The sequence below is a fragment of the Nocardioides turkmenicus genome (genome assembly GCF_011045035.1).
GTDB lineage: Bacteria > Actinomycetota > Actinomycetes > Propionibacteriales > Nocardioidaceae > Nocardioides > Nocardioides turkmenicus.
This window is the reverse complement of sequence record NZ_JAALAA010000003.1, coordinates 235,693-260,201: the sequence shown is the minus strand read 5'-3', so window position 1 is coordinate 260,201 and position 24,509 is coordinate 235,693. Positions and strand designations below refer to the sequence as shown.

At 70.1% G+C, this 24,509-nt stretch carries 26 protein-coding genes and 1 tRNA gene; 20 read left to right on the top strand and 7 right to left on the bottom strand.

Features of this window, described 5'->3' with window-relative positions; genetic code table 11:
• Positions 1-170 precede the first annotated feature (170 nt).
• Positions 171-836 (top strand): hypothetical protein, encoded by a 666-nt coding sequence (locus G5C66_RS05085; RefSeq protein ID WP_165109868.1) that lies wholly within the window; start codon positions 171-173, stop codon positions 834-836.
• Entirely contained in the window at positions 833-1,780 is a 948-nt protein-coding gene (locus tag G5C66_RS05080; protein WP_165109867.1) for an LCP family protein, read from the top strand. The genes G5C66_RS05085 and G5C66_RS05080 overlap by 4 nt, the downstream gene beginning before the upstream one ends.
• On the opposite strand, the gene G5C66_RS05075 is transcribed toward G5C66_RS05080, so the two are convergent.
• Positions 1,777-2,625, bottom strand: coding sequence for an alpha/beta fold hydrolase (locus tag G5C66_RS05075; RefSeq protein ID WP_165109866.1), 849 nt, complete (start codon positions 2,623-2,625; stop codon positions 1,777-1,779). The genes G5C66_RS05080 and G5C66_RS05075 overlap by 4 nt on opposite strands.
• A gap of 134 nt (positions 2,626-2,759) precedes the next feature.
• Here G5C66_RS05075 and G5C66_RS05070 point away from each other — a divergent pair, with 134 nt between their 5' ends.
• The gene (locus G5C66_RS05070; RefSeq protein WP_165109865.1) at positions 2,760-3,521 is read left to right on the top strand and encodes a lysophospholipid acyltransferase family protein; all 762 of its coding nucleotides are present in this window, start codon (positions 2,760-2,762) and stop codon (positions 3,519-3,521) included.
• A gap of 3 nt (positions 3,522-3,524) precedes the next feature.
• Here the strand turns inward: G5C66_RS05070 and G5C66_RS05065 are convergent, their stop codons facing one another.
• From G5C66_RS05065 to G5C66_RS05055, 3 genes are read right to left on the bottom strand one after another with little or no spacing between them, the layout of a single operon-like run.
• Positions 3,525-3,791 (bottom strand): MazG-like family protein, encoded by a 267-nt coding sequence (locus G5C66_RS05065; protein ID WP_165109864.1) that lies wholly within the window; start codon positions 3,789-3,791, stop codon positions 3,525-3,527.
• A 54-nt stretch (positions 3,792-3,845) separates the two neighbouring features.
• Positions 3,846-4,193, bottom strand: coding sequence for a VOC family protein (locus tag G5C66_RS05060; protein ID WP_165109863.1), 348 nt, complete (start codon positions 4,191-4,193; stop codon positions 3,846-3,848).
• Positions 4,194-4,229: 36 nt separating this feature from the next.
• Positions 4,230-4,835 (bottom strand): acetoacetate decarboxylase family protein, encoded by a 606-nt coding sequence (locus G5C66_RS05055; protein ID WP_165109862.1) that lies wholly within the window; start codon positions 4,833-4,835, stop codon positions 4,230-4,232.
• Between the two features lie 105 nt (positions 4,836-4,940).
• On the opposite strand from G5C66_RS05055, the gene G5C66_RS05050 reads away from it, so the two are divergent.
• Positions 4,941-5,144 (top strand): DUF4287 domain-containing protein, encoded by a 204-nt coding sequence (locus tag G5C66_RS05050; protein ID WP_165109861.1) that lies wholly within the window; start codon positions 4,941-4,943, stop codon positions 5,142-5,144.
• A 33-nt stretch (positions 5,145-5,177) separates the two neighbouring features.
• Here G5C66_RS05050 and G5C66_RS05045 read toward each other — a convergent pair.
• Positions 5,178-5,250, bottom strand: a tRNA-Arg gene (locus G5C66_RS05045).
• An 86-nt stretch (positions 5,251-5,336) separates the two neighbouring features.
• Here G5C66_RS05045 and argS point away from each other — a divergent pair.
• Positions 5,337-7,001: an arginine--tRNA ligase gene (gene argS, locus G5C66_RS05040; protein ID WP_165109860.1), complete on the top strand. Its 1,665-nt coding sequence runs from the start codon at positions 5,337-5,339 to the stop codon at positions 6,999-7,001.
• Positions 7,001-8,386 carry a diaminopimelate decarboxylase gene (lysA, locus tag G5C66_RS05035; protein ID WP_165109859.1) on the top strand — a complete coding sequence of 462 codons (1,386 nt, stop codon included), beginning with the start codon at positions 7,001-7,003 and terminating at the stop codon, positions 8,384-8,386. Before argS ends, lysA begins: the two co-directional genes overlap by 1 nt.
• A gap of 13 nt (positions 8,387-8,399) precedes the next feature.
• Here lysA and G5C66_RS05030 read toward each other — a convergent pair whose 3' ends face one another.
• Entirely contained in the window at positions 8,400-8,972 is a 573-nt protein-coding gene (locus G5C66_RS05030) for an ASCH domain-containing protein (RefSeq protein ID WP_165109858.1), read from the bottom strand.
• An 81-nt stretch (positions 8,973-9,053) separates the two neighbouring features.
• Here G5C66_RS05030 and G5C66_RS05025 point away from each other — a divergent pair, with 81 nt between their 5' ends.
• The 9 genes from G5C66_RS05025 (at position 9,054) to prfA (ending at position 18,889) form a co-directional block, all read left to right on the top strand.
• On the top strand, positions 9,054-9,716 hold the full coding sequence (locus G5C66_RS05025; RefSeq protein ID WP_165109857.1) for a hypothetical protein: 663 nt from the start codon (positions 9,054-9,056) through the stop codon (positions 9,714-9,716).
• A 54-nt stretch (positions 9,717-9,770) separates the two neighbouring features.
• Entirely contained in the window at positions 9,771-10,730 is a 960-nt protein-coding gene (locus tag G5C66_RS05020; RefSeq protein WP_165109856.1) for an alcohol dehydrogenase catalytic domain-containing protein, read from the top strand.
• On the top strand, positions 10,727-12,082 hold the full coding sequence (locus tag G5C66_RS05015) for an MFS transporter (protein WP_165109855.1): 1,356 nt from the start codon (positions 10,727-10,729) through the stop codon (positions 12,080-12,082). Before G5C66_RS05020 ends, G5C66_RS05015 begins: the two co-directional genes overlap by 4 nt.
• A 45-nt stretch (positions 12,083-12,127) precedes the next feature.
• A complete protein-coding gene (locus G5C66_RS05010) occupies positions 12,128-13,441 on the top strand; it encodes a homoserine dehydrogenase (RefSeq protein WP_165109854.1) in 1,314 nt (437 codons plus the stop codon).
• Positions 13,441-14,508: a threonine synthase gene (gene thrC, locus G5C66_RS05005; RefSeq protein ID WP_165109853.1), complete on the top strand. Its 1,068-nt coding sequence runs from the start codon at positions 13,441-13,443 to the stop codon at positions 14,506-14,508. Before G5C66_RS05010 ends, thrC begins: the two co-directional genes overlap by 1 nt.
• A 5-nt stretch (positions 14,509-14,513) precedes the next feature.
• Entirely contained in the window at positions 14,514-15,440 is a 927-nt protein-coding gene (thrB, locus tag G5C66_RS05000) for a homoserine kinase (protein WP_165109852.1), read from the top strand.
• A 203-nt stretch (positions 15,441-15,643) separates the two neighbouring features.
• On the top strand, positions 15,644-17,386 hold the full coding sequence (gene rho / locus G5C66_RS04995; RefSeq protein ID WP_165109851.1) for a transcription termination factor Rho: 1,743 nt from the start codon (positions 15,644-15,646) through the stop codon (positions 17,384-17,386).
• Positions 17,387-17,520: 134 nt separating this feature from the next.
• Positions 17,521-17,733, top strand: a complete 213-nt coding sequence (rpmE, locus tag G5C66_RS04990; protein WP_165109850.1) for a 50S ribosomal protein L31 — start codon at positions 17,521-17,523, stop codon at positions 17,731-17,733.
• Between the two features lie 76 nt (positions 17,734-17,809).
• Positions 17,810-18,889, top strand: a complete 1,080-nt coding sequence (gene prfA, locus G5C66_RS04985) for a peptide chain release factor 1 (RefSeq protein WP_165109849.1) — start codon at positions 17,810-17,812, stop codon at positions 18,887-18,889.
• A gap of 72 nt (positions 18,890-18,961) precedes the next feature.
• Here the strand turns inward: prfA and G5C66_RS04980 are convergent, their stop codons facing one another.
• Complete coding sequence (locus tag G5C66_RS04980; RefSeq protein ID WP_165109848.1) at positions 18,962-20,053, bottom strand: sunset domain-containing protein; 1,092 nt, start codon at positions 20,051-20,053, stop codon at positions 18,962-18,964.
• 176 nt (positions 20,054-20,229) lie between these two features.
• Between G5C66_RS04980 and prmC the strand changes: the two genes are divergently transcribed.
• The 5 genes from prmC (at position 20,230) to atpB (ending at position 24,439) form a co-directional block, all read left to right on the top strand.
• Positions 20,230-21,087 (top strand): peptide chain release factor N(5)-glutamine methyltransferase, encoded by an 858-nt coding sequence (gene prmC / locus G5C66_RS04975; protein WP_165109847.1) that lies wholly within the window; start codon positions 20,230-20,232, stop codon positions 21,085-21,087.
• Positions 21,084-21,812: an L-threonylcarbamoyladenylate synthase gene (locus G5C66_RS04970; protein WP_206443730.1), complete on the top strand. Its 729-nt coding sequence runs from the start codon at positions 21,084-21,086 to the stop codon at positions 21,810-21,812. Before prmC ends, G5C66_RS04970 begins: the two co-directional genes overlap by 4 nt.
• Complete coding sequence (locus tag G5C66_RS04965) at positions 21,812-22,987, top strand: glycosyltransferase family 4 protein (RefSeq protein ID WP_165109846.1); 1,176 nt, start codon at positions 21,812-21,814, stop codon at positions 22,985-22,987. Before G5C66_RS04970 ends, G5C66_RS04965 begins: the two co-directional genes overlap by 1 nt.
• Before the next feature lie 162 nt (positions 22,988-23,149).
• Entirely contained in the window at positions 23,150-23,518 is a 369-nt protein-coding gene (locus tag G5C66_RS04960) for a hypothetical protein (protein WP_165109845.1), read from the top strand.
• A gap of 114 nt (positions 23,519-23,632) precedes the next feature.
• On the top strand, positions 23,633-24,439 hold the full coding sequence (atpB, locus tag G5C66_RS04955) for a F0F1 ATP synthase subunit A (RefSeq protein ID WP_338144069.1): 807 nt from the start codon (positions 23,633-23,635) through the stop codon (positions 24,437-24,439).
• Positions 24,440-24,509 lie beyond the last annotated feature (70 nt).

Genomic DNA, 24,509 nt, shown 5'->3' with positions numbered 1-24,509 from the left:
ACGAGCAAGGCTAGCCCCACGAACACGCAAATGCCCGATGCAGGTTCTTCCTGTGGACAGGATGTAATCCGTCACACATCTTGCGTTACCTCCCGGGGGAAGTTGCAACCCGGGTCGATGTGCGTATGGTGGCCCGGTCCCGGAGCAGGTCGATGAGGTGGATTCCCCACATGACGAGCAGCAGTACGAAGCCCCGTAGGCGGATCAGCCCGCGCGTCGCGACGGCACTCACGGCGGCCGTACTGAGCGGCACTCTCGCGCTCGCCGGGTGCGGCGGCGAACCCGACAAGCCGGCTGCCTCGCCGTCCCCGTCGCCGACCCCTCCGCCGACCGTGAAGTCGGCCGCGAAGCTCATCCATGTGGAAGGCAAGTTCCCCAAGAGCCGGCACCAGGCGGTCGCCACCAACGTGGCCAAGGTCGTCGACCGCTGGCTGCAGGCCGCGTACGTCGGGGGCGACTACCCGCGCGCGACCTCCACGTTCACCGCGAAGTCCTTCCCCGGGTTCTCCAAGGGTGCGGTCGCCCAGGCGGGCAAGCAGATGACCTTGATGAGCAACGCCACGATCGCTCCCCAGATCGACGGGATCGAGGTGGTCTCCAGCGACGTCCACGTCGACCTGCTGGCCAACAACAACTATCCGGTCGGCGCGGTCGCGCGGGTGCGGCTGGTCTACGACACCACCGGTGACCGCGAGTCGCGCCAGACCGTCCGGGGCAGCCTCGACATGGTGCCGACCGAGACCTCGTGGGCCGTCTTCGGCTTCAACATCACCCGCGAGGAGAAGCCGGTCACGCCCGCCTCCGCCTCGCCGAGCCCCTCGGGAGACAAGTCATGAGCCGCATGACCACGTTCGTACGCCGCCGCTTCCTGACCACGCTCGCGCTCGGTGTGGTGCTCGCGCTGACCGCCGTCATGGTGCCCGACGCCCAGGTCGCCGAGCCGCGCGCCGAGCTCATCGCCACGAAGTGGGCCAAGGGTCTCGACGTGGCCAAGTTCACCCGCAAGGGCGGCACGATCTGGGTGCTGGCGGTCGGGTCCGACGCGCGCCCCGGTCAGAAGACCACCCGCACCCGTGGCGACGCGCTGCACCTGATCGGCTTCAACCCGTCCTCGGGCTACGCGACCGACATCAGCATCCCGCGCGACTCCTACGTCAACATCCCCGGCCACGGCCGCTCCAAGATCAACGAGGCGCTGCTGCTCGGCGGACCGAAGCTGATGGGCCGCGCCGTCGGCAACCTGGTCGGCGTGCAGCCCCAGTACGTCTTCGTCACCTCGTTCTCCGGCATGAGCGACCTGGTGATCGGCATCGGCGGCGTCGACGTCGACAACCCGCGCGCCTTCAGCGACCCGTACGTCGCGCCCTACGGCTTCAAGAAGGGCCGCATCCACATCAGCGGACCGCACTCGGTCGACTTCGCGCGGGCCCGCAAGACGCTGCCCGGCGGTGACTTCGACCGCTCCGCCAACCAGTCCCGGGTCATCCGCGGCATCCACCGCAAGATCGTCGCCCGCCAGCACGACGTCGGCTTCATGGCCAAGGGCGTCTCGCTGGTGATGCGGAAGATGCACACCACCGGCCTCTCCGGCCGTGACCTCTACCAGCTCGGCAACGCGGTCGCCGCGATCAACCCGGCGAAGGTCCGCACCTGCGTCGTTCCCGGCGGGATCGGCAACGCCGGCGCCGCCAGCGTGGTCTTCCCCAACGTCGGCGCCGCCCGGGCGATGGGCAACGACGCGCGCCACGACGGCCGCCTCAACCGAGGCTGCCGGGGCTAGCGCCGGCTGAGGACGAAGTCGCGCACCAGCGGCGCGACCCGCTCGGGGTGGTCGGCGACCACCCAGTGCGAGCCCTCGACCTCGTGGACCGTCAGGTCCGCGACGTACGGCTCCGGTGCCTCGGCGGCGAGCGCACGGCTGACGTAGAGGTCGCCGGTCGGGGCGATGACCTGGACCGGGACGCGGACCGGCCGCGGCTGCGGGCGGCCCAACCGGGCGATCGCGTTGGCGCGGTAGAGCTCCAGGCCGTTGATCCGGTCGGCACGGGTGCGGTCGACGGACGGCCCGCCGACGATCCGGTCGAGGATCCCGGAGCGCCAGGCGAGCTCGGGCAGCAGCGGCGCCTGGAAGAAGCCGATGTAGGTCGACTCGGCGCCCTGCTTGAGGCGCTCGAGGACGCCGCGGGCGGTCCGGCCGGGCGTACGCAGCCACGCCCCGGTCTGGTCGAGGCTCGGCCCCGAGATCGAGGTGAACGACGCGATCCGCTCCGACGGTACGTTGCCGGCGACCGCCTCCCAGGTCTGGGTCGAGCCCCAGTCATGGGCGAGCAGGTGCACCGGCGCCGACGGGCTGACCGCGTCGATGACGGCCTCCAGGTCCGCGTTGAGCTGCTCGATCAGGTAGCCCTCGCGCGTGGCCGGAGCCTGCGAGCTGCCGTGGCCGCGTACGTCGTAGGTCACCATCCGCAGCTCGGCGCCGAGGATCCTGACCAGCGGCAGCCAGACGCTGGAGTTGTCGGGGTAGCCGTGGACGCAGACCAGGGTCGGCCGGGTGTCGCCGGGTGACCCGAAGTCGGTGACCGCGAGCCGGATCCCATCAGTGGTCGTCACGTAAAGGGTGCTCACGCGACCACCTCCGTCGCGCGAGCGCCAGGATACGGACGCGGTCGCGTCTTGTTTGTTTGATTCACTCGCTGGCGCTCGCTCACGTGGCGAGGCTAGTCGGGCGGCGTTCACGCCGACGTGACACGATTCGCCCCATGGACATCAGCTATCCGGTCACGATCGCCGCGGCCCGCACCTGGTTCAAGCTCGGCGACATCAAGATCAACATGACCGGCGCGGAGCACATCCCGGAGAAGGGCGGTGCCCTGCTGGCGATCAACCACCTGTCATTCGTCGACTACGTCATGGCCGGGTTCCCTGGCGCCGAGCGTGGCCGGCTGACCCGGTTCATCGCCAAGAAGGAGGTCTTCGACCACCCCGTCGGCGGCCCGGTGATGCGCTCGTTCCACCACATCCCGATCGACCGCAGCTACGGCGCGGCCGGGATGAAGAAGGCCGTCGAGTACCTCCAGAACGGCGAGATCGTCGGGATCTTCCCCGAGGCCACGATCTCGCGCTCGTTCCTGATCAAGGACCTCAAGACCGGCACCGTACGCATCGCCGCCGAGGCCGGCGTGCCGCTGGTCCCGGTCGTGCTGTGGGGCACCCAGCGGATCATGACCAAGGGCCAGAAGGTCGACCTGTCGCGCCACAAGACGATCGGCATCGAGATCGGCCCGCCGCTGCCGGTGACGGGGGAGGACCCCGCTGCGGAGACCGCAGCCCTCAAGTCGCAGATGGAGACCATGCTCGACCGGCTGATCAAGGCGCACCCGGCCGAGGAGCAGCCCCCGGGCTCGTGGTGGCTGCCGAAGGCGTACGGCGGCTCGGCCCCCACGCTCGAGGAGGCGGAGGCGATGTACGTCGAGGAGCGCCGCCTCCGGGCACAGCGGAAGGCAGCGAAGCGGAAGTCGTAGCCGTCAGGTCGTGACGGTGGCGGGCTCGGCCGTGGTCATCGCGGTGATCGCAACATCGAAGAACTCATCGACGAGCTCGTCGTGGCTGTGGGTCGTGCCCGTTCGGGGATGATGGCCGGTGGCTCCGATGAGTGCGGCGATGGCTTCGCCGGCCCCTTCGCTCACCTTCGCGACTCTCCCCCAGAGAACGGCTTCCGCGTCGCGATCGCCCTGGGACTCGTCGAGCCACCGGGACAGATACGCGAGCAGAGCCGGCGTAGCGTCGGTCATGCGGTCGGAGTCTAGAGCGGCCTCCGTAATTCGGTCGAGCCTTAGGTTTAGCGGCTACTCGGCGGGTTGGTAGACGCCGAGCCGGTTCCCCGACGGGTCGGTGAAGATGAACCGGCGCCCGCCGGGGTAGTCGTAGGGCGGTTCGGCGATCGTCCCGCCGGCCGTCTCGACGGCCGCCAGCGCGGCCTCCAGATCGGTCGTGCGGATCAGCGGGAGCGGCGCGACCGGCGTCTCCGACGCGTACATCCCGCAGCTCTCGTCCTTGCCGTCGGGACCGACGATCCCGGCGTAGACCCCGCCATAGTCGTTGAAGGACCAGCCGAAGGCGGACTCGTAGAAGGTGCGTGAGCCCGGGAGGTCGGTGACCGCGAGCTCGAGGTAGTCGATGTGGAGTGCATTCATGCCTTCGACGTTACGTGCAGCCACCGACACTCTTGCTCAGCCGAAGTCGACCTCGAAGCCCTTGCCGCGGAAGGAGCCGATCTTGGTGGCGCCGCGGAGGTAGGCGAGGGGGCCGTCGGGGTCGAAGTTCCAGGTGCCGCGGGCGGGGAGGAGCTTGGCGCCGCCCTTCATGGTGAGCCAGGCGGTGTCGGGGTGCTCCTCGATCCCGGGCTGCTCGACGTTGCCCTGCATCGGGAGGCGCGGGGCGAGCTGGGTGACGTCGCTGAACTTCGCGGACGCGATCGGACCGTCGTCGTGGCTCGCCTCCCAGGTGTGGGTCGCCAGCGGCCCCTTCTGCGACGACCCGCCGCTGAACTTGGCCAGCCCCTTGGGGATCGCCCACAACGTACGGCCGCCGGCCACGGAGTCGGGGGAGTCCACCCAGATGTCGACCACGCTCACCGCCTTCTTCCCGTTGGAGGCGGTGATCACCCGGGCGGAGAGGAGCTCGTGGTAGGTCAGCGGGCTCGGCTCGGTGTAGTCGACCAGGGCGACGGCGTAGATGCCCTTCGGGTGCCGCTCGTCGACGTCGTGGGCGAGCCGGTAGACCGAGAGCCACATCGAGCCGTGCATGTGCCAAGGGGCTGGGGGATAGCTGGTCACGTGGGTCTCCCGAAATCTCTTGGATGGTCGTGTCGAAGCGGCCGAGCGTGGTTCGACGCGTAGGCGTGTGGCGATCGTCGCCACGATCTACCAAGGAGACCAGAGATGACCGACCAGGTGAAGGGCCCCGCCTCCTACTTCCCGTCCATCGAGAAGAAGTACGGCCGCCCGATCGCGGAGTGGCAGCAGATCATCCGCGACTGCGGGATCACCAAGCACATGCAGATCGTGGCCCACCTGAAGAGCGAGTACGGCCTCGGGCACGGCCACGCCAACGCCCTCGTCGCCCACACGCTCGCCGACAAATGAAAGAAACCGCTGGTCACCCAGCGGTTTCATGTGTGCCCCCGGCAGGAATCGAACCTGCGGCCTACGGTACCGGAAACCGGCGCTCTATCCCCTGAGCTACGGAGGCAGTGCACCACCTGAGTGGTGCAGATGGAACCCTACAGGCTGGGACGGATAACGGTGAAACCGACTGGCGCTTATACGCTGGACCCCGTGACTCCTGAGCAGCTTTCCACCGCGGTCGTCGATGTCCTCACCGCGCTCGTCGATGAGGGTGCGATCACCCTTCCCGACGGCGTTCCGAGCACGGTCACGGTGGAGCGACCCAGGCAGAAGGGGCACGGCGACTACGCCACCAACGTGGCGCTGCAGCTGGCCAAGAAGGCGGGCACCAACCCCCGCCAGCTCGGCGAGCAGATCGCCGCGAAGCTCAAGGAGCACGACGGCGTCGCCGACATCGAGATCGCTGGTCCCGGGTTCCTGAACATCACCGTCGAGGCCGGGGCACAAGGGAAGCTGGCGGGCGAGATCGTCGCCGCCGGCGCCTCCTACGGCAACAACGACTCCTTCAAGGGCCACAACATCAACCTGGAGTTCGTCTCCGCCAACCCGACCGGCCCGCTCCACCTCGGTGGCGTCCGCTGGGCCGCGGTCGGCGACGCGCTCGGCCGGGTCCTGCAGGCGTCCGGCGCCGAGGTCACCCGGGAGTACTACTTCAACGACCACGGCGGCCAGATCGACCGCTTCGCCCGCTCGCTCCTGGCCTGGGCGCAGGGCAAGCCGGTGCCGGAGGACGGCTACGGCGGGGCGTACATCGAGGAGATCGCCAAGCAGGTCCTCGCCAAGGAGCCGAACGCGCTCGAGGCCGACGACCCGCAGGAGGTCTTCCGGGCGATCGGCGTGGAGCTGATGTTCGCCGAGATCAAGCAGAGCCTGCACGACTTCAACGTCGACTTCGACGTCTACTTCCACGAGGACAACCTGCACAAGTCCGGTGCCGTGGACCGCGCCATCGAGAAGCTCCGCGAGCTCGGCAACGTCTACGAGAAGGACGGCGCGATCTGGCTGGCGACCGAGAAGTTCGGTGACGACAAGGACCGCGTGGTCATCAAGGCCGACGGCAACGGCGCCTACTTCTCCGGCGACCTCGCCTACTACCTCGACAAGCGCGAGCGCGGCTTCGACCGCTGCTTCATCATGCTGGGCGCCGACCACCACGGCTACGTCGGCCGGATGATGGCGATGTGCGCCGCCTTCGGCGACACGCCCCACGAGAACCTCGAGATCCTGATCGGCCAGATGGTCAACCTCCTCAAGGACGGCCAGCCGATGCGGATGTCGAAGCGTGCCGGCACCGTCGTCACCATCGACGACATCGTCGGGGCGATCGGCGTGGACGCGGCTCGCTACGCGCTGGCCCGCTACTCCAGCGACTCCAACATCGACATCGACCTGGACCTGTGGGCCAAGGCCGACAGCGCCAACCCGGTCTACTACGTGCAGTACGTCCATGCCCGCACGTGCCGGATGATGGCCAACGCCGCCGACCTCGGCATGCAGATCGACCTCGACACCTTCGAGCCGGAGCTGCTCACCCACGAGCGCGAGGGCGAGCTGCTGCGCGCCCTGGCCGAGCTGCCGCGCGTGGTCGCGACCGCCGCCGAACTGCGCGAGCCCCACCGGGTCGCGCGCTACCTGGAGGACACCGCCGGGATCTTCCACCGCTGGTACGACGATGACGACTGCCGGATGCTGCCCAAGGGCGACGAGCCGGTGGCGCCGGTCAACCTGGCCCGCCTGGCGCTCGTCTCCGCCGCTCGCACCGTCTTCGCCAACGGCCTCGGCCTGCTCGGCGTCTCCGCCCCGGAGCGTATGTGATGACGGCCCACGCCTCCCCGGGCTCGTTCACCGGCACCTCGCCGGTCTGGCTAAAGACGCCCGACGACGTCAACGCTCTCGTGCCCGCGCTCTGGTCGGCGACGGCCGAGAAGAACGACGGCGTCCTCACCGTCGGCGGCGTCGCGGTGCCCGACCTGGTCGCCAACATCAACACCCCTGCGTACGTCCTGGACGAGGCCGATTTCCGCGAGCGGGCCCGCGCGTTCCGTGACGCCTTCACCGGCTACGACGTCTACTACGCCGGCAAGGCGTTCCTGTGCACCGAGGTGGCGCGCTGGGTGGCGCAGGAGGGGCTCTGCCTCGACGTCTGCTCCAACGGCGAGCTCTCGGTCGCGCTGCGGGCCGAGGTGGATCCGGCGAAGATCGGCTACCACGGCAACAACAAGACCCCGATGGAGCTGCGCCGGGCGATCGTCGCGGGCGTCGGCCGGATCATCGTCGACTCCTTCGCCGAGGTCGAGCGGGTCGCGTCGATCGCCGCCGAGACCGGGATCACCGCGCGGGTGATGGTGCGCGTGACCGCCGGGGTCGAGGCCCACACCCACGAGTACATCGCCACCGCCCACGAGGACCAGAAGTTCGGGTTCTCGATCTCGTCGGGCGACGCTTTCGAGGCCGTACGCCGCCTGCTGGACGCTCCCAACGTCGAGCTGCGCGGCCTCCACTCCCACATCGGCTCCCAGATCTTCGACTCCTCCGGGTTCGAGGTCGCCGCCCGGCGGGTGCTGGCGCTGCAGGCCCGGATCCGAGACGAGCTCGGCACCGAGCTGCCCGAGATGGACCTCGGCGGCGGCTTCGGCATCGCCTACACCACCCAGGACGACCCCTCGACGCCCAAGGCACTCGCCGAGGAGCTGACCGCGATCGTCGAGCACGAGTGCCGTGGCTTCGGCCTCGCGGTGCCCCATCTCTCGATCGAGCCCGGTCGCGCGATCGTCGGTCCCTCGATGTGCACGGTCTACACGGTCGGCACCGTCAAGGAGGTCGCCCTCGACGGCGGCGCCACCCGGACCTACGTGAGCGTCGACGGCGGGATGAGCGACAACATCCGCACGGCTCTCTACGACGCCGACTACTCCGCCACCCTCGCCGGCCGGTCCTCGTCGGCCGAGCCCGTGCTCGGCCGCGTGGTCGGCAAGCACTGCGAGGCCGGCGACATCGTGGTCAAGCACGAGTTCCTGCCCGCCGACATCGCTCCCGGCGACCTGATCGCGGTCCCCGGCACCGGTGCCTACGGGCGCTCGATGGCCTCCAACTACAACCACGCGCTGCGGCCGCCTGTCGTCGCCGTCCGCGACGGCGAGGCCCGGGTCATCGTGCGGCGCGAGACCGAGGACGACCTCTTCGCCACCGACATGGGCTGAGAGGTCTGGAGGATCACGACCGCAGCGCCCGCAGCACCGCCCGCCCACGCGGCGAGAGCCGGTAGCCGACGGGGAGGGACTCGGTGAGCCCGAGCTCCTTCAGCCGGCGGATGTCGGCCTTGAACGGCTTCTTCTCACGCCCGATCGAGGCCGCGATGGTCTCGGCGAGCTCGCCGGGCCGGGCCTCGATGAGCTCGAGGTGCTCCCGGGTCCACGGGCCACGGCGGCTGCGCCGGTCCATGTCGGCCAGCTTCGCGAGCAGCGCGTCGGTCTCCTTCTTCCCGGGACGCTTCGTACGCAGCGCGACCCGCTCGTCGTCACCGCCGTAGCGCATCTCGATCCGGTAGACCTCGCCGTCCTTGCGGGCCAGGAAGGCCAACAGGTCGGGCAGCGTGGTGCCTGCCCGGCGGGCGTCGTCCTCGGTCAGCGAGTCGGGAGAGACCGGCGCTACGGAGACGAACTCGACCACGCCCATCCGGGTGCGCTGGCGCCCGCCGGCGACGTGCATCGGCCGCTTCCAGCGGCGGAAGGCGAGGTCGACCTCGCCGGTGCGGATGCGTTCGAGGTCGGCGTTGGGGAACAGCACGCACCCATCAAACCGCGTCACCGAGGAAATTCGGTTTCGCCTTCCCGAAATCCGAGGGCATGTGAGCCTACGATGGTCCGCATGCCGAGGGGGGTCTACTCAGAAGGACACCTTGCGGCGCCGTCCCAGGCGCCGCGGACGTCCGTCGCCCGGCTGACCAAGGAACGGCGCGACAGCGTCACTCGCGCGGCGCAGACGTTCGGCTGGCCGGTGGTGGTCGGCAAGGCCGCCGCGCAGCGTCCGGTGCGGTGGGAGGTGCTGGGCCCCGACGTACGCGCCGAGCGGTGCGACCTCGTCGTCGACGGCACCTGCGACGGCATCCTGGTGGAGTACTGGCACGGCAAGGCGTCCCCGGGGAAGGGGCCCTGGCGCCCGGCGCGCTGGGTGGTCGTGCGGGTCCCGGCGCATCTGCCCAAGACGGCCGCGATGATCGGGCTCTCGCCGGGCTCCGGCAACACCGGCACCGGCCGGGTGCCGACCCCGGTCTTCTTCCCGCCCGAGTTCCGCGCCAAGACCAACGTGACCACGCCCGACGGTGCCGTCATCGCGGCCGACGAGGAGCATGCGCGGTCGCTGTCCCGGTTCGCGAGCCACGTCGTCGACGAGCGGCTGTGGGTGGTGGCCCGTGAGGACGCGATCACCGTCACCACGGATGTCGAGCCCGACGCGGAGGAGCTGCTCCGCCGCGTACGTCTGGCACGGGATGTCGCCGCGGTGCTCCGGCCGATCCCGGAGCTCGCCTGAGGGTTCGCGGAAATCGCTTGACCTCAAGTCAACTTGAGCATGTTGACTCGAGGCATGCGAGCGATCAGACAGCACGAGTTCGGCGGTCCGGAGGTTCTGCACCTCGAGGAGGTGCCCGACCCGACACCGGGTCCGGGCCAGGTACGCATCAGGGTGGAGGCGGCCGGCGTCCACCGTCTCGACACCTCGATCAGAGCGGCCGACCTGCCGCCGACGATGCCCCGGCCGGAGCTCCCGATGACTCCCGGTCGTGAGGTCGCCGGGGTGGTCGACGAGCTCGGCGAGGGCGTCGACGAGGCCTGGCGAGGCGCGAAGGTCGTCGCCCACCTCGGCCCGGGGAGCAGCGGCGGCTACGCCGAGCTCGCCGTGGCCGACGAGAAGCAGCTCTACCGTCGTCCCGACGGCCTGGCGTCGGCCGAAGCCGTGGCTGCGATCGGCACCGGGCGCACCTCGGCGGCGGTGCTCGAGGCCGCCCAGATCACCCCCGACGACGTCGTCGTGGTCACCTCCGCCGCCGGCGGGATGGGCGCGATCCTGCTCCAGGGCATCCGCAACGCAGGCGCCCGTGCGATCGGGCTCGCGGGATCGGAGGCCAAGCTCGAGATCGCCCGCGGCTTCGGAGCGCAGACGGCGATCGACTACCGCACGGACGGCTGGCTGGAGAGGCTTCGCGCAGAGGAGCCCCGCATCACGGTTCTTCTCGACGGGGTCGGGGGTGACGTACCGAGGCAGGTCTACGCCCACCTCGAGAACGACGGGCGGATGGTCCGGTTCTCCGGCGACCAGGACGGCTACGAGGGCGGTGCGAAGATCATCGACATCCTCGGTCCGTGGGTCCAGGGGCGGATCAAGGAGTTCGAGCAGGCGTCGCTCGCGGCGGCTGCCGACGGCTCCCGCAAGCCGTACGTCGGCTCCGCCTTCCCGCTCGCCGAGGCCGCGGAGGCGCACCGCGCCCTCGAGGCGAGGGAGACCACCGGCAAGGTCGTCCTGCTGACGGGGACAAGGACCGGGTGAGCACGGTCCGAGCCACCCGAGGGAGCGAACGCTCGCTCTGGAGGGGCGCCAACCTGCGGCGTACGTCAGGCATCTTCTTCCTGGGCTTCCTGATCGCCTTCGAATACATGGCGGTCGCCACGGTGATGCCTGACGTCGCCGACGACCTTGACGGCATCCGCCTCTACGCCGTCGGGTTCGCCGCACCGCTGGCCGTCTCCGTGATCGGGTACGTCCTGGCCGGAGCGTGGGCCGACCGCAGCGGGCCCCGCCCGGCGCTCGCCGCCGGCATCGCCGTCTTCTCGACGGGCCTGGTCCTGTGCGGGCTCGCGCCCACGATGCTGGTCTTCGTCCTCGGCAGGGGTGTCCAGGGGCTCGGCAGCGGCATCGTCGGCGTGGCCATCTACGTCGTGGTGGCCACGGCCTATCCGGACGACCTGCGTCCGCGGGTCTTCACGGTCCTCACGGCCGCCTGGATCCTGCCCGCGTTGGTGGGCCCGGTCATGGCCGCCGGGGTCGCGGACACCGTCGGCTGGCGTTGGGTCTTCCTCGGGGTGCCCGTCATCGCGGTCCTCTCCTGGCTGATGGTCGGGGACGCGCCCTCGCAGCCCGGTGACGGTGTCCCGTCGGGCACGGGGGTGAGACTCGCGTGGGCGGGGGTGGCGGCGGTCGGCGTACTCCTGGTGAGCCTGGCCGGCCAGCGCGATCTGCCGGCGTGGCCCGCGTTCCTGGCCGCGGCGCTCGCGGTCGTCCTGGTCGCCGGCCCGCGGCTGCTCCCGCCCGGCACCTGGACCGGCCGACGCGGCCTGGCCAGCATCGTCGCCACCCGCGGCCTGATCGCCGCCGCGTTCGCCGGCGCCGAGGCGTACGTCCCGCTCCTCCTCACCCTCGACCGCGGCCTGTCCCTGACCGCGGCCGGGTGGGTGCTGACGGTCGGCGCGGTCACCTGGTCGGGCGCGGCCTGGGCAGCGGTCAACCTGAGGTTCCTGGCCGACGAGACCTTCCGTGTCGTCCTCGGTGCCGCGGTGATGACCGTCGGCATCGCGATCCTGGCAGCGAGCGTGGCCGGCGGCCCGATCGCCGTCCCGGTCGTCGGCTGGGCGATCGCGGGCGCCGGGATCGGGACGGCGTTCTCCACCATCTCGGTGCTCACCCTCCGCGCCGCCGAGCCAGGTGGTGAGGGGCGTGCCTCCTCGGCCCTCCAGCTCAACGACTCGCTGGTCCAGGCGGCCGCGCTCGCGCTCGGCAGCGCCCTCTTCGCGGGCTTCGCCCACGATGCCCCGGTCGGCGGAGCGACGCTGCTGATCAGCCTTGCCGCGGTGGTCGGGGTGGTGTCCCTCGTCCCGGCGACCCGGATGGGTGTCCGCGCCTAGAGCGGAAGTCGGATCCTGGAGCCTGTCCCGGATACCCTTGGGCGCGTGAGCAGCAACAAGACGACCGCGCACGCCGTCGAAACCCTGGGCGTCGCCGTCCTCGGCTGCGGTGTGGTGGGGTCCCAGGTGGTCCGACTCCTGCTCGAGGGCGACGCGGATCTCGCCGCCAGAGTGGGTGCGCCTCTGGAGATCAGGGGCGTGGCCGTACGCCGCCTCGACGCCCCTCGCGACGTCGAGGTGCCCGCCGAGCTGCTGACGACGGACGCCCAGGGCCTGGTCGCCCGCGACGACGTCGACGTCGTCGTCGAGGTGATCGGCGGCATCGAGCCTGCCCGCGGCCTCATCCTCAAGGCGCTGGAGAGCGGCGCCAGCGTCGTCACCGCCAACAAGGCGCTCCTGGCCGAGGACGGTCCGACACTCTACGAGGCCGCTGAGAAGGCCGGCACCGACCTCTACTACGAGGCCGCGGTGGCCGGCGCGATCCCGATCCTCCGCCCGCTGCGCGACTCGCTCGTCGGCGACCACGTCACCAAGGTGATGGGCATCGTCAACGGCACCACCAACTACATCCTCGACAAGATGGACACCTATGGCGCCGGCTTCGAGGAGGCGCTCGCCGAGGCCCAGGAGCTGGGCTACGCCGAGGCCGACCCGACCGCCGACGTCGAAGGCTTCGATGCGGCCGCCAAGGCCGCCATCCTGGCGAGCCTCGCGTTCCACACCCGGGTCACCGCCAGCGACGTCTACCGCGAGGGCATCACCGAGGTGACCGCGGGCGACGTCGCCTCCGCCAAAGCCATGGGCAGTGTCGTCAAGCTGCTCGCGATCGCCGAGCTCGACGGCGACGACGTCTCGGCGCGGGTCCACCCGGTGATGATCCCGCGCACCCACGCGCTGGCGACCGTACGCGGCGCCTACAACGCCGTCTTCGTCGAGTCCGCCTCCGCCGGTGACCTGATGTTCTACGGCCAGGGCGCGGGCGGCGCGCCCACCGCCAGCGCCGTCCTGGGCGACCTGGTCACCGTGGCTCGCAACAAGGCTCTCGGCGCCCGCGGCTTCGGCGAGTCCGCTTACGCCGCCCGCGCGGTCCGCCCGATGGGCGAGACAGTCACCCGCTACCACGTCAGCCTCGACGTGGCCGACAAGGCCGGCGTGCTCGCCGCCGTCGCGACCGCCTTCTCCGAGCACGGCGTCTCGATCAAGGCCGTCCGCCAGGAAGGCAGGGGAGAGGACGCCCAGCTCGTCGTCGTCTCCCACGAGGCCCCCGATGCCGCGCTCGCGGCGACCGTGCAGCACCTGCGCGAGATGGAGTTCGTCCGCGACGTCGCCTCGGTGATGCGCGTAGAAGGAGCAGTCTGATGACCACAAGCCAATGGCGCGGCGTGATCGAGGAGTATCGGACCCTCCTCGACATCCCCCAGGACACCCCGGCCGTGACGCTCGGCGAGGGTGGCACCCCGCTGGTGCACTCCGAGTGGCTCTCCGGCGCCACCAAGGGTGAGGTGTGGCTGAAGGTCGAGGGCCAGAACCCGACCGGCTCGTTCAAGGACCGCGGCATGACCGCGGCCATCTCGGTGGCCGTCCACGAGGGCGCGAAGGCCGTGGTGTGCGCGAGCACCGGCAATACCTCCGCGTCGATGGCGGCCTACGCCGCCAAGGCCGGGATCACCCCGGTCGTGCTCGTCCCCAACGGCAAGATCAGCGCCGCCAAGATGGCCCAGGCGCTGGTCCACGGCGCCGAGGTGGTCAAGGTACGCGGCAACTTCGACGACTGTCTCAAGCTCTCGCGCGCGCTTGCCGACAGCTATCCGGTCGCGCTGGTCAACTCGGTCAACCCGGTCCGCCTCGAGGGCCAGAAGACCGCTGCCTTCGAGGTCGTCGACCGCCTCGGCGACGCCCCCGACTACCACTTGATGCCGATCGGCAACGCCGGCAACCTCTCCGCCTACTGGCTCGGCTACGAGCAGTACGCAGCGGCCGGCCATGCCACCAAGACCCCGGTCATGCGTGCCTTCCAGGCCGAGGGCGCGGCCCCGCTCGTGCTCGGCCACCCGGTCGAGCACCCGGAGACCAAGGCCACCGCGATCCGCATCGGCAACCCGGCCTCGTGGCAGCTCGCCGAGGCCGCCGCCGCCAAGTCCGGCGGTCGCTTCCGCGCGCTCTCCGACGAGCAGATCCTCTCCGCCCAGTCCCAGCTCGCCCGCAACGACGGCGTCTTCGTCGAGCCCGCCTCGGCGGCCGGTGTCGCCGGGCTCCTCGCCGACCTCGAGCTCGGGGAGACATACGCCGGGACCACCACGGTCATCACCGTCACCGGTCACGGGCTCAAGGACACCGCCACCGCGCTGGAGTACTTCGGCGAGATCCCCGAGATCGTCATCGACGCCGACCTCGAGGCCGCGGCCGCCGCAGCAGGGCTCGCGTAGCACCGATGACGTTCGTAGAAGGCCCGGTCACCGTCACCGTACCGGCCACCTCCGCCAACCTCGGCCCCGGCTACGACTCGCTCGGGCTGGCGCTCGACCTGCGTGACGAGCTCACCGGGGAAGTGGTTGCGGATGGCCTGGAGGTCACCGTCGAGGGCGCGGGCGAGGGCACGGTCCCGCTCGACGAGTCCCACCTGGTCGTACGTTCCATGCGGGCTGCCTTCGAGATCATCGGCAAGCAGCCGGCCGGTCTGCGGCTGCACTGCCGCAACCGGATCCCGCACGCGCGCGGCCTGGGGTCGTCCTCGGCGGCGATCATCGGCGGCCTCGTGCTCGCTCGTGCCCTGGTCGCCGGCGGCGAGCTGATCCTCGACGACGAGACGCTCTTCCAGACCGCCGCCGAGATCGAGGGGCATCCGGACAACGTGGCGCCCGCTTTCTACGGCGGCTTCACCATCGCGGGTGAGGACGACGCCCTGCCGCCAGGCGAAGGACGGCACAGTTTCGCGGTCCGCACGGCCGTCGACCCGCGGGTCAGCGTCGTCGTCTTCGTCCCGGAGGCCGGCGTGGAGACCAAGGCCGCTCGCGGGCTCCTGCCCGAGACCGTCCCGCACTCCGACGCGGCGGCCGACGCGGGACGTACGGCGCTCCTGGTCGCGGCGCTCAGCGACGCGCCCGAGCACCTGCACCGCGCCACCCGCGACTTCCTCCACCAGGAATACCGCCGCCCCGCGATGCCGGAGTCGCTCGCGCTGGTCGACGAGCTGCGCGCCGACGGCGTCGCGGCGATCGTCTCGGGCGCCGGGCCGACGGTCCTGGCGTTCAGCAACGGTGTCGAGTCGGGCGAGACGACCAAGCTCGCCGCCCGCTGTCCGGCGGGCTGGGCCTGCCATGCGCTGCGCATCGACATGGACGGCGTACGCATCCTCTGACCGGGCCTTCCGGGCCCCTCCTGTGAGGGGCGCCATGCGTGTTAGCCTGGACATACATCCGTCGGGCCGTTCAGGCCTATGGGTGTGCCATCCCCCTTTCGTGCCGTGCCACTTCGTTTGGCGCGCACCGGCGCGTCAGGGGTTCTGACAAGACGAGCCGTCGGCGTCGTACGCCGATCGGCGATACGTGGGAAAGGACTCACGTGACTGAGACCATGGAATCCACCGCGCCGGAGCCGAACGCCGCCCCGAAGAAGCGCGGTGGCCTTGGCGGAATGCTCCTCGCCGACCTCAAGGCGATGGCGAACGGCATGGGCATCAGCGGGGCCAACTCGATGAAGAAGGCCCAGCTGATCGACGCGATCAAGGCCGCCCAGAGCAGCCGCGCGCAGTCGGCGCCGGCCGAGAAGGCCGCGAAGCCTGCCGCTGAGAAGGCTCCTGAGAAGCCTGCAGACAAGCCGGCCGAGAAGGCTGAGAAGCCCGCGGAGAAGTCCGACGAGGCTGCTGACGCCGGCAGCGAGGGTGCCCAGCGCCCGCGCCGCCAGCGCAACCAGAACAAGAGCGGCGGCCAGGCCCAGGGCGGCCAGGGCGGTCAGGGCGGTCAGCCCGCCGCCGGTGGCCAGAGCAAGGGCCCGGCCAAGGCCGGCCAGCCCGCCGCCGAGAAGAAGAACGAGGACGCCCCGAAGGAGAAGCCGGCCGAGTCGGCCGACGACGCGGGCGACGACGACCAGGGCGAGGGCGGCAGCCGCCGCAACCGCCGCCGTCGTGGCCGCGACCGTGACCGCAACCGCCCGGGCCGCGGCGAGCCGGACACGACCATCCTCGAGGACGACGTGCTGGTGCCCGCGGCGGGCATCCTGGACGTGCTCGACAACTACGCCTTCGTCCGCACCTCCGGCTACCTGCCCGGACCGGACGACGTCTACCTCTCCCTGTCGCTGGTCAAGCGCCTCGGCCTCCGCCGTGGTGACGCGATCGTCGGCCAGGTGCGCCAGCCCCGCGAGGGCGAGCGCAAGGAGAAGTACAACCCGATGGTGCGGATCGACTCCGTCAACGGTGCCGACCCGGAGATCGCCAAGCACCGCGTGGAGTTCGACAAGCTCGCCCCGGTCCACCCCGACCAGCGGCTGCGCCTCGAGGGCGGCACCGACCCGGTGACCGGCCGGGTCATCGACCTGGTCTCGCCGATCGGCAAGGGCCAGCGCGGCCTGATCGCCTCGCCGTCGAAGGCCGGCAAGACCACGGTCCTGCACGCGATCGCCGGAGCGATCACGGCCAACAACCCCGAGTGCCACCTGATGGTCGTGCTCGTCGACGAGCGCCCCGAGGAGGTCACCGACTTCGAACGCAGCGTCAAGGGCGAGGTCATCGCCTCCACCTTCGACCGGCAGCCCGCCGACCACACCGTGGTTGCCGAGCTGGCCATCGAGCGGGCCAAGCGTCTGGTCGAGCTCGGCCACGACGTGGTCGTCCTCCTCGACGGCCTGACCCGTCTGGGCAAGGCCTACAACCTCTCCGTCCCGGCCTCGGGCCGGATCCTCGGTGGCGGCGTCGACTCGGCGGCGCTCTACCCGACGAAGCGGTTCTTCGGTGCCGCCCGCAACGTCGAGGACGGCGGCTCGCTGACCATCCTCGCCACCGCCGCGGTCGAGACCGGCTCGAAGACCGACGAGATCATCTTCGAGGCGTTCAAGGACACCGCCAACTCCGAGCTGCGACTGAGCGAGGAGTACGCCGAGGCCGGCATCTTCCCGGCCGTCGACGTCAACGCGTCGGGCACCCGCCGCGACGACCTGCTCTTCGCCGGCGGTGAGGGCGACGCGGTGCGCAAGCTGCGTGCCTCGCTCGCCACCCTCGACGGCGCCAAGGCCGCCTCGGTGCTCGCGGAGAAGGTCGCCGGGTCGCCCACCAACATGGTGCTGCTCAACGAGGTCGCCAAGGCCTGAGTCAGCTGAGCGCCCTGGGGCCGCCGGGAATTATTGGCGGCCCCAGGCGTTCACATACACTGAATCCTCGGTGCCGGTTCACGTCCCGCAACCTGCGGCGGCGACCCGGAACCCCATGTCTTGAGAGGAACCTCATGAAGCCCGACATCCACCCGACGTACGTCGAGACCCAGGTCACCTGCACCTGTGGCAACTCGTTCACCACCCGCAGCACCGTTGCCGAAGGCGCCATCCGTGCCGACGTGTGCTCCAACTGCCACCCGTTCTACACGGGCAAGCAGAAGATCCTCGACACCGGCGGTCGCGTGGCTCGCTTCGAGGCTCGCTTCGGCAAGCGCGGCAAGTAGCTCTCAGCGCGCCGGCTCCCACGTGTCGTGGGGGCCGGCGCGGCGCATTTCATCCCAGGCGAGAAGCGAGGCGGAGATGTCACAGTTTGAAGCGGTCGAGGGACTGATCGAGGAGCACGTCGGGCTGGAGAAGCGGCTCGCCGAGCCCGAGACACATGCCGACGCGCGCCTGGCGAAGAAGCTCAACCAGAGGTACGCCGAGCTGAGCTCGATCATCGACGCCTACCGCGCCTGGCAGCAGCTCGGTGACGACATCGAGGCCGCCCGCGAGCTGGCCGGGGAGGACCCCGCGTTCGCGGAGGAGGCCGAGGCGCTGGTGCCGCAGCGCGAGGAGGCCGAGGAGCGGCTGCGTCGCCTGCTCGTGCCCCGCGATCCCACCGACGACAAGGACGCGATCCTCGAGGTGAAGTCGGGGGAGGGCGGTGAGGAGTCGGCGCTGTTCGCCGGCGACCTGCTGCGGATGTACACCCGCTACGCCGAGCGCCAGGGCTGGAAGCTCGAGTTCCTCGACGCCACCGAGTCCGATCTCGGCGGCTACAAGTCGGTCACCGTCGCGGTGAAGGCGAAGGGCACTCCCGAGCCCGGTCGCGCCCCCTATGCGTTGCTCAAGTTCGAGGGCGGCGTCCACCGGGTCCAGCGGGTGCCGGTCACCGAGTCGCAGGGTCGCGTGCACACCTCGGCGGCCGGTGTCCTGGTCGTACCCGAGGCCGAGCCCATCGATGTCGAGATCAACGACAACGACCTCCGCATCGACGTCTACCGCTCCTCGGGCCCCGGCGGTCAGTCGGTCAACACCACCGACTCGGCGGTCCGGATCACCCACATCCCGACCGGCATCGTGGTCTCGATGCAGAACGAGAAGTCCCAGCTGCAGAACAAGGAGCAGGCGATGCGCGTGCTGCGCTCGCGTCTGCTCCAGGCCGCCCAGGACGCCGCCGACGCGGAGGCCTCCGACGCCCGCCGCTCCCAGGTACGCACCGTCGACCGCTCCGAGCGCATCCGGACGTACAACTTCCCGGAGAACCGCATCTCCGACCACCGCACCGGCTACAAGGCCTACAACCTCGACCAGGTCCTCGACGGCGACCTCGAGCCGGTCATCGGCAGCGCCGTGGACGCCGACCTGGCCGCCCGCCTGGCCTCCCTCGAGTCCTAGGACCGCCTGAGACGTACGAAGGTCGCAGCCCCCAGGGGACTGCGACCTTCGTACGTCTGCTGCGAATTTCGCTCAGGCGTTGGCCTTCTTCTTGAAGCCGATCACGAAGCCGGCGGCCTCGGCCGACTCCTCGCTGTCGAACCAGACCTCGGCCTGGGTCCGCTTGAAGGCGGTGCTCTCGGAGGTGTGGTAGCGCTTGGCGCCGTCCTTGCGGATGTTGCCCTTCACCACGTACGCCGGGTGCGGGCTGGAGCCGTCCGCGAGCGGGTCGGCACTACCCGCGCCGTAGCTGCTCGCCGGCGGCAGCGGCTGGTCCGTCTCGGCGGCCGCGGCCTTCTTGCCCCGGTCGTAGAAGTCGCTGCTCGCGCCGACGAACCCGGCCGCCTCGGCCGACTCCACGGTGTCGAAGTAGACAGCCGCCTTCGTACGTCCGTAGTAGGGGCTCGCGGTGGTGTGGTACTTCTTCCCGCTGCTGCCCTTGATCGTGTACGCAGCATCCGAGCTGCTGCCGTCGGCGGCGGGCAGCACGGCGCCGGCGTAGGGCGCGCCGTCGGTCGCGGCGGGCGCCTCGGCGGCCTCCGGCTCGGCGGCGACGGGAGCGGCCGCGGCGACCTCGACAGCGGGCTCCTCGGTCTGCTCCGCGGCGGGCTCAGCCGCAACCGGCTCAGCGGCGGGCACGGGCTCGGCGGCGACGGCCTCAGCGGGGTCGGCGGTCGGTGCTTCGGCGGAGTCGGCCTCGGGGGCGGCCGCGCTCTCCGTGGTGGCCTCGGCAGCCGCGTCAGCAGCAGCGGCCTCGGCGGTGACGCTCTCTGCCTCGGCGACGACGGCGGCGGTGTCGGCCTCCGTCACCTCGTCGACGGCGGTCTCCTCGGCCACGGCGGTCTCGACCTCAGCAGGAGCCTCGACCGGCTCCTCACCCGCGGGGGTCTCGGCCGCGGGAGTCTCGGCAGGAGCGTCGGCGGCAGGAGCCTCAGCGGAAGGCTCGGTCACGGTCGCCTCGGCAGGCACCGTGGCAGCAGCGACGGGGGCGCTGGTCTCGGTCGTCGGGTGGTCCTTGTCCGCTCGGTGGGCGGCCTTGGTGTCCTTGCGGATCGGGCGTCCGAAGAAGAACCAGATCAGGAGGGCGAGGACGAGAATGAGGGCAAGCAGCAAGAGCCACTTCATGGGGTGATGTTTCCTTCCGGGGGAGATCTCGGGTGTGTTGGTGGGGCAGCACAGCGCCCGACGAGGGTGGCGGCCATTTCCCGCGTCCCCCGATATGACCGGAAGAACCGTTGAGGCGCCCGAACGTTACCCTCAGCCGGGTAAAGCATGACTAACACATTCAGGAGCAGTTGCCCATGACCGCCCCGCGCACACTTCTGGCAAGTGCCCGAAAGCAGCTCGCAGAGGCCGGAGTCGCCAGTCCCGACGCTGACGCCGCCATCCTGCTGGCCCATGTCCTCGACACCGACCGCAACCGCCTCTTCCTCGTCGACGACGTGGCGGCGCAGGACGAGAAGGCCTACGCGGACCTGCTCGCCCGCCGTGCCGAGCGTGAGCCGCTGCAGCATCTGACCGGGGTGGCGTACTTCCGGCACGTCGAGCTCGCCGTCGGTCCCGGCGTCTTCGTGCCGCGGCCGGAGACCGAGCTGCTCGCCGGCTGGGCGATCGACCGTGCCACCGAGATCGACGCACCTGTCGTCGTCGACCTCTGCACCGGCTCGGGCGCGATCGCGAAGAGCATCGCCGACGAGGTCCCGGGCGCCGAGGTGCACGCGGTCGAGCTCTCCGAGGACGCCTACCCCTGGGCCGTACGCAACCTGACCGGCACCGGCGTCGACCTGCGGCAGGGCGACATGGCCGATGCCTTCGCCGACCTGGACGGCAGCGTCGACGTGCTCGTCTGCAACCCGCCCTACATCCCGCTCGAGGCCTGGGAGTCGGTCGCCCGCGAGGCGAGGGACCACGACCCGGACCTCGCGCTCTTCTCCGGGCAGGACGGTCTCGACGCGATCCGCGTGCTGGAACGACGGGCCGCGGAGCTGCTCAAGCCCGGGGGAGTGGTCGGCTTCGAGCACGCCGACGAGCAGGGTCCGGACGCGGACAACGGCGGGGCGCCGGCGGTCTTCTCCGCCACCGGACGATGGCAGGACGTACGCGATCACCTCGATCTGGCAGGCCGTCCGCGCTTCACGACCGCACAACTGGCAACATGAGCACTGTGACTGAGCGCTACCCGATCGCGACCGAGGACGAGCAGACCAAGGCGGTGGACGCTGCGGTGGCCGCGCTGCAGGCCGGCGAGCTCGTGGTCGTCCCGACCGACACGGTCTACGGCGTCGCCGCCGACGCGTTCGACAAGGGAGCCGTGGCCGGCCTCCTGGCCGCCAAGGGCCGCGGCCGGTCGATGCCGCCCCCGGTGCTGATCTCCAACGTCGCCACCCTCGACGCCCTCGCGACGCGGATCCCCGACTGGGCCCGCACCCTCGTCGAGGAGCTGTGGCCCGGTGGCCTGACGGTCGTCTTCCACCAGCAGCCGTCGCTGCAGTGGGACCTCGGCGAGGCCCGCCAGACCGTGGCCGTACGCATCCCCGACTCCGACATCCTGCGCCGGATCATCGACCGGGTCGGTCCGCTGGCGACCAGCTCCGCCAACCGCACCACGATGCCCGCTGCCACCAACGCCGACCAGGCCGACGAGATGCTCGGCAAGATGGTCAAGGCGATCATCGACGGAGGGGAGTCGCCGGTCGGTGAGGCGTCCACGATCATCTCCGCCACCGGTGACGAGCCGAAGGTCCTCCGGGAGGGCGCGATCAGCATCGACCGGATCAACGAGCTGCTGGCGAAGCACGACGTCGCCATCCGGAGACCGGGCGATCCGGACCCCGCCGTGACCGACACCGACATGCCCGACACGGACGCCGACACAGAAGCCTGATGCGCGCCTACGTCCTCCTCTTCCTGGTCGCCGCCGTGGTGACCTACCTGCTCACTGTCGTCGCCCGCGAGTTCGCGATGCGCACAGGAGCCGTCGCGAAGGTCCGCGACCGTGACGTACATGCCGTTCCGATCCCCTACATGGGTGGTGTGGCGATGCTGGGCGGTCTGATCGCCGCCTATCTGGTCGCCCGCGAGCTGCCGTTCCTGGCCGACGCACCGGACTTCGTGCTGCAGGACACCGGCGTGGTGATCCTGGCGGGCGCGCTCATCTGCATCGTCGGCGTCATCGACGACATCTTCGAGCTCGACGCCCTCACCAAGCTGGGCGGTCAGGTGCTGGCGACGGCGATCCTGGTCGGCTTCAACCTGCAGTACAGCCTGATCACGTTCCCCGACGGCACCCAGTTCGCCATCGATCCCGCCCAGGGCGCCCTGCTCACCGGGCTCGTCGTGATCACCGTGGTCAACGCCGTCAACTTCATCGACGGTCTCGACGGCCTCGCCGCCGGAGTCGTCGGCATCGGCGCGCTGGCGCTGTTCCTGTTCTGCTACCAGTTCACCCGGATCAACGACATCGGCCGCGCCTCGACCGCGGCCCTCCTGACCGTTGCGCTCGCGGGCGCCTGCGTCGGATTCCTGATCCACAACTGGCATCCCGCCCGGCTCTTCATGGGCGACAGCGGCTCCATGCTGATCGGGCTGATCCTCGCCGCCAGCGCCGTCACCCTCTCGGGCTCCTACAACGCGGGCGGCCTGAACGTGAACGCCTTCGACGCCTCGACCGCGCTCCTGGTCACCTTCCTGCCCCTGCTGCTGCCGCTGACGATCCTGGTCGTACCCCTGGTCGACCTGGTCCTTGCCGTCGTACGCCGCACCCGCGCCGGACGCTCCCCGTTCGCCGCCGACAAGAAGCACCTGCACCACCGCCTCCTGGAGATCGGCCACTCCCAGCGTCGCGCCGTCCTGATCATGTGGCTCTGGGCCGGTCTGATGTCCTTCGGCTCGGTCTTCGTGACCCTCTACCGCGGCCCCGTCGTCATCGTCGGCGTCGCCGTCGCCACCGCCCTCATCGTGCTGCTCACCTTCGTCCTCCCCAAGATCCGCGGCGAGCGCACCGACAAGCTCCTCGAGGTCCCCGAGGAGCTCACGCCGCTGGAGGAACAGCCCCGCTAGCAGAGCCTTGATCGATCGATTAGGGAGCCCAAAGACGCTTGTGATAGTTTTCACGAGCGTTCGGGATACGCTCCTGAACACGTGAAATGCCCCCAGAGAGAACGGCCGCCGACGATGACGACCGCAACCAGCAAGTCCAAGGTGCTGCGAGGTTCTGCCGCAGTGTCCGCAGTTGCTGTGCTCGCGGCCCTCGGGGTGGCCTTCCTTCTTGCCGGGACCACTGGTCTGACCGGTGCTGCGATCGGGTCGATCGCGACCGTCGTCGTGCTGGCCATCGGCTCCTGGGCGATGTTCGTGATCGCGGCGAAGTCGCCCGCCCTCTCGATGCCTGCCGCCGTCGGCGTCTTCACGCTGTCAGGCATGGTTCTCTTCGTTGTCCTGCTGGTCGTCTCGCAGGCCGGGGGAGACGCTGTCGTACGTCCGGCAGCCTTCTCGGTCATGGCGCTCACGGTCGCTTGGACGACCACGTTTGCGGTCCTGGTGCGACGCGAGCGGATCCCGCTCTTCGACTTGCCCGGGGCAGACTCATGACTCGCCAGTAGTGCCTGATATCGTCCGGGCCGTCGGGGGCGGCCGCCGGGATGATGCCCGAGCCTTTGAAGCTCGCCACCCAGAATCGTACGTTCGAAACAAACAGGAGACAGCGTGAAGTCGCTTGCCGCCACCGTCATGGCGTCGGAGTCGGGGCCTCATATCCCGGGGCCCGCGGACTTCTTCCTTCCGCCGATCATCGGATCCGGCGAGTGGGCTCCGACCAAGATCATGCTTCTGGTCGTGCTGTCCGTCGTGATCGTCCTCGGCTTCTTCTACGCGGCCTCTCGCAAGGCCGCCGTGGTCCCGGGCCGGCTGCAGTTCGCCGGTGAGTACGTCTACGGGATGGTCCGCAACTCCATCGCGCGCGACATCATCGGCTCCCAGGACTACATGCGGTTCGTGCCGTACCTGTTCACGGTCTTCACGTTCATCCTGGTCAACAACTTCTACGGGATCATCCCGCTGATCCAGTTCCCGACGATGTCGCACATCGGCTACACCGCGGCGCTGGCGCTGATCACCTGGCTGATCTACAACGTGGTCGGTATCGCCAAGCACGGCTTCGTCGGCTACCTCAAGCTCCAGACGGTGCCGAGCGGCGTCTCGGGTCCGATCCTGATCATGATGGTGCCGCTGGAGTTCCTCTCCAACATCATCGTGCGCCCGTTCACGCTCGCCATCCGTCTCTTCGCGACCATGTTCGCCGGCCACCTGCTGCTGGCGCTGTTCTCGCTCGGCGGTGCCTGGCTGCTCCTGCACTACGCACCGACCTGGCAGGGCGTCGCGGCCGGCCTCTTCGCCTTCCTGCTCGGCATCATGGTGTCCTTCCTGGACATCCTGATCATGTTCCTGCAGGCCTATGTCTTCACGCTGCTCTCGGCGATGTACATCGCCGGGGCGGTCGCCGACGAGCACTGAGCCTCGTCCAAATAGCCAACCCAGTCGACGCACAACAACTGACGCAGATCGCGTCACAACCGAAAGGAAT

Coding starts and splice junctions, on each gene's coding strand:
- G5C66_RS05085 (WP_165109868.1), top strand. CDS start 171: ATGACGAGCAGCAGTACGAAGCCCCGTAGGCGGATCAGCCCGCGCGTC.
- G5C66_RS05080 (WP_165109867.1), top strand. CDS start 833: ATGAGCCGCATGACCACGTTCGTACGCCGCCGCTTCCTGACCACGCTC.
- G5C66_RS05070 (WP_165109865.1), top strand. CDS start 2,760: ATGGACATCAGCTATCCGGTCACGATCGCCGCGGCCCGCACCTGGTTC.
- G5C66_RS05065 (WP_165109864.1), bottom strand. CDS start 3,791: ATGACCGACGCTACGCCGGCTCTGCTCGCGTATCTGTCCCGGTGGCTC.
- G5C66_RS05060 (WP_165109863.1), bottom strand. CDS start 4,193: ATGAATGCACTCCACATCGACTACCTCGAGCTCGCGGTCACCGACCTC.
- G5C66_RS05050 (WP_165109861.1), top strand. CDS start 4,941: ATGACCGACCAGGTGAAGGGCCCCGCCTCCTACTTCCCGTCCATCGAG.
- lysA (WP_165109859.1), top strand. CDS start 7,001: ATGACGGCCCACGCCTCCCCGGGCTCGTTCACCGGCACCTCGCCGGTC.
- G5C66_RS05025 (WP_165109857.1), top strand. CDS start 9,054: ATGCCGAGGGGGGTCTACTCAGAAGGACACCTTGCGGCGCCGTCCCAG.
- G5C66_RS05020 (WP_165109856.1), top strand. CDS start 9,771: ATGCGAGCGATCAGACAGCACGAGTTCGGCGGTCCGGAGGTTCTGCAC.
- thrC (WP_165109853.1), top strand. CDS start 13,441: ATGACCACAAGCCAATGGCGCGGCGTGATCGAGGAGTATCGGACCCTC.
- thrB (WP_165109852.1), top strand. CDS start 14,514: ATGACGTTCGTAGAAGGCCCGGTCACCGTCACCGTACCGGCCACCTCC.
- rpmE (WP_165109850.1), top strand. CDS start 17,521: ATGAAGCCCGACATCCACCCGACGTACGTCGAGACCCAGGTCACCTGC.
- prfA (WP_165109849.1), top strand. CDS start 17,810: ATGTCACAGTTTGAAGCGGTCGAGGGACTGATCGAGGAGCACGTCGGG.
- G5C66_RS04980 (WP_165109848.1), bottom strand. CDS start 20,053: ATGAAGTGGCTCTTGCTGCTTGCCCTCATTCTCGTCCTCGCCCTCCTG.
- prmC (WP_165109847.1), top strand. CDS start 20,230: ATGACCGCCCCGCGCACACTTCTGGCAAGTGCCCGAAAGCAGCTCGCA.
- G5C66_RS04970 (WP_206443730.1), top strand. CDS start 21,084: ATGAGCACTGTGACTGAGCGCTACCCGATCGCGACCGAGGACGAGCAG.
- G5C66_RS04965 (WP_165109846.1), top strand. CDS start 21,812: ATGCGCGCCTACGTCCTCCTCTTCCTGGTCGCCGCCGTGGTGACCTAC.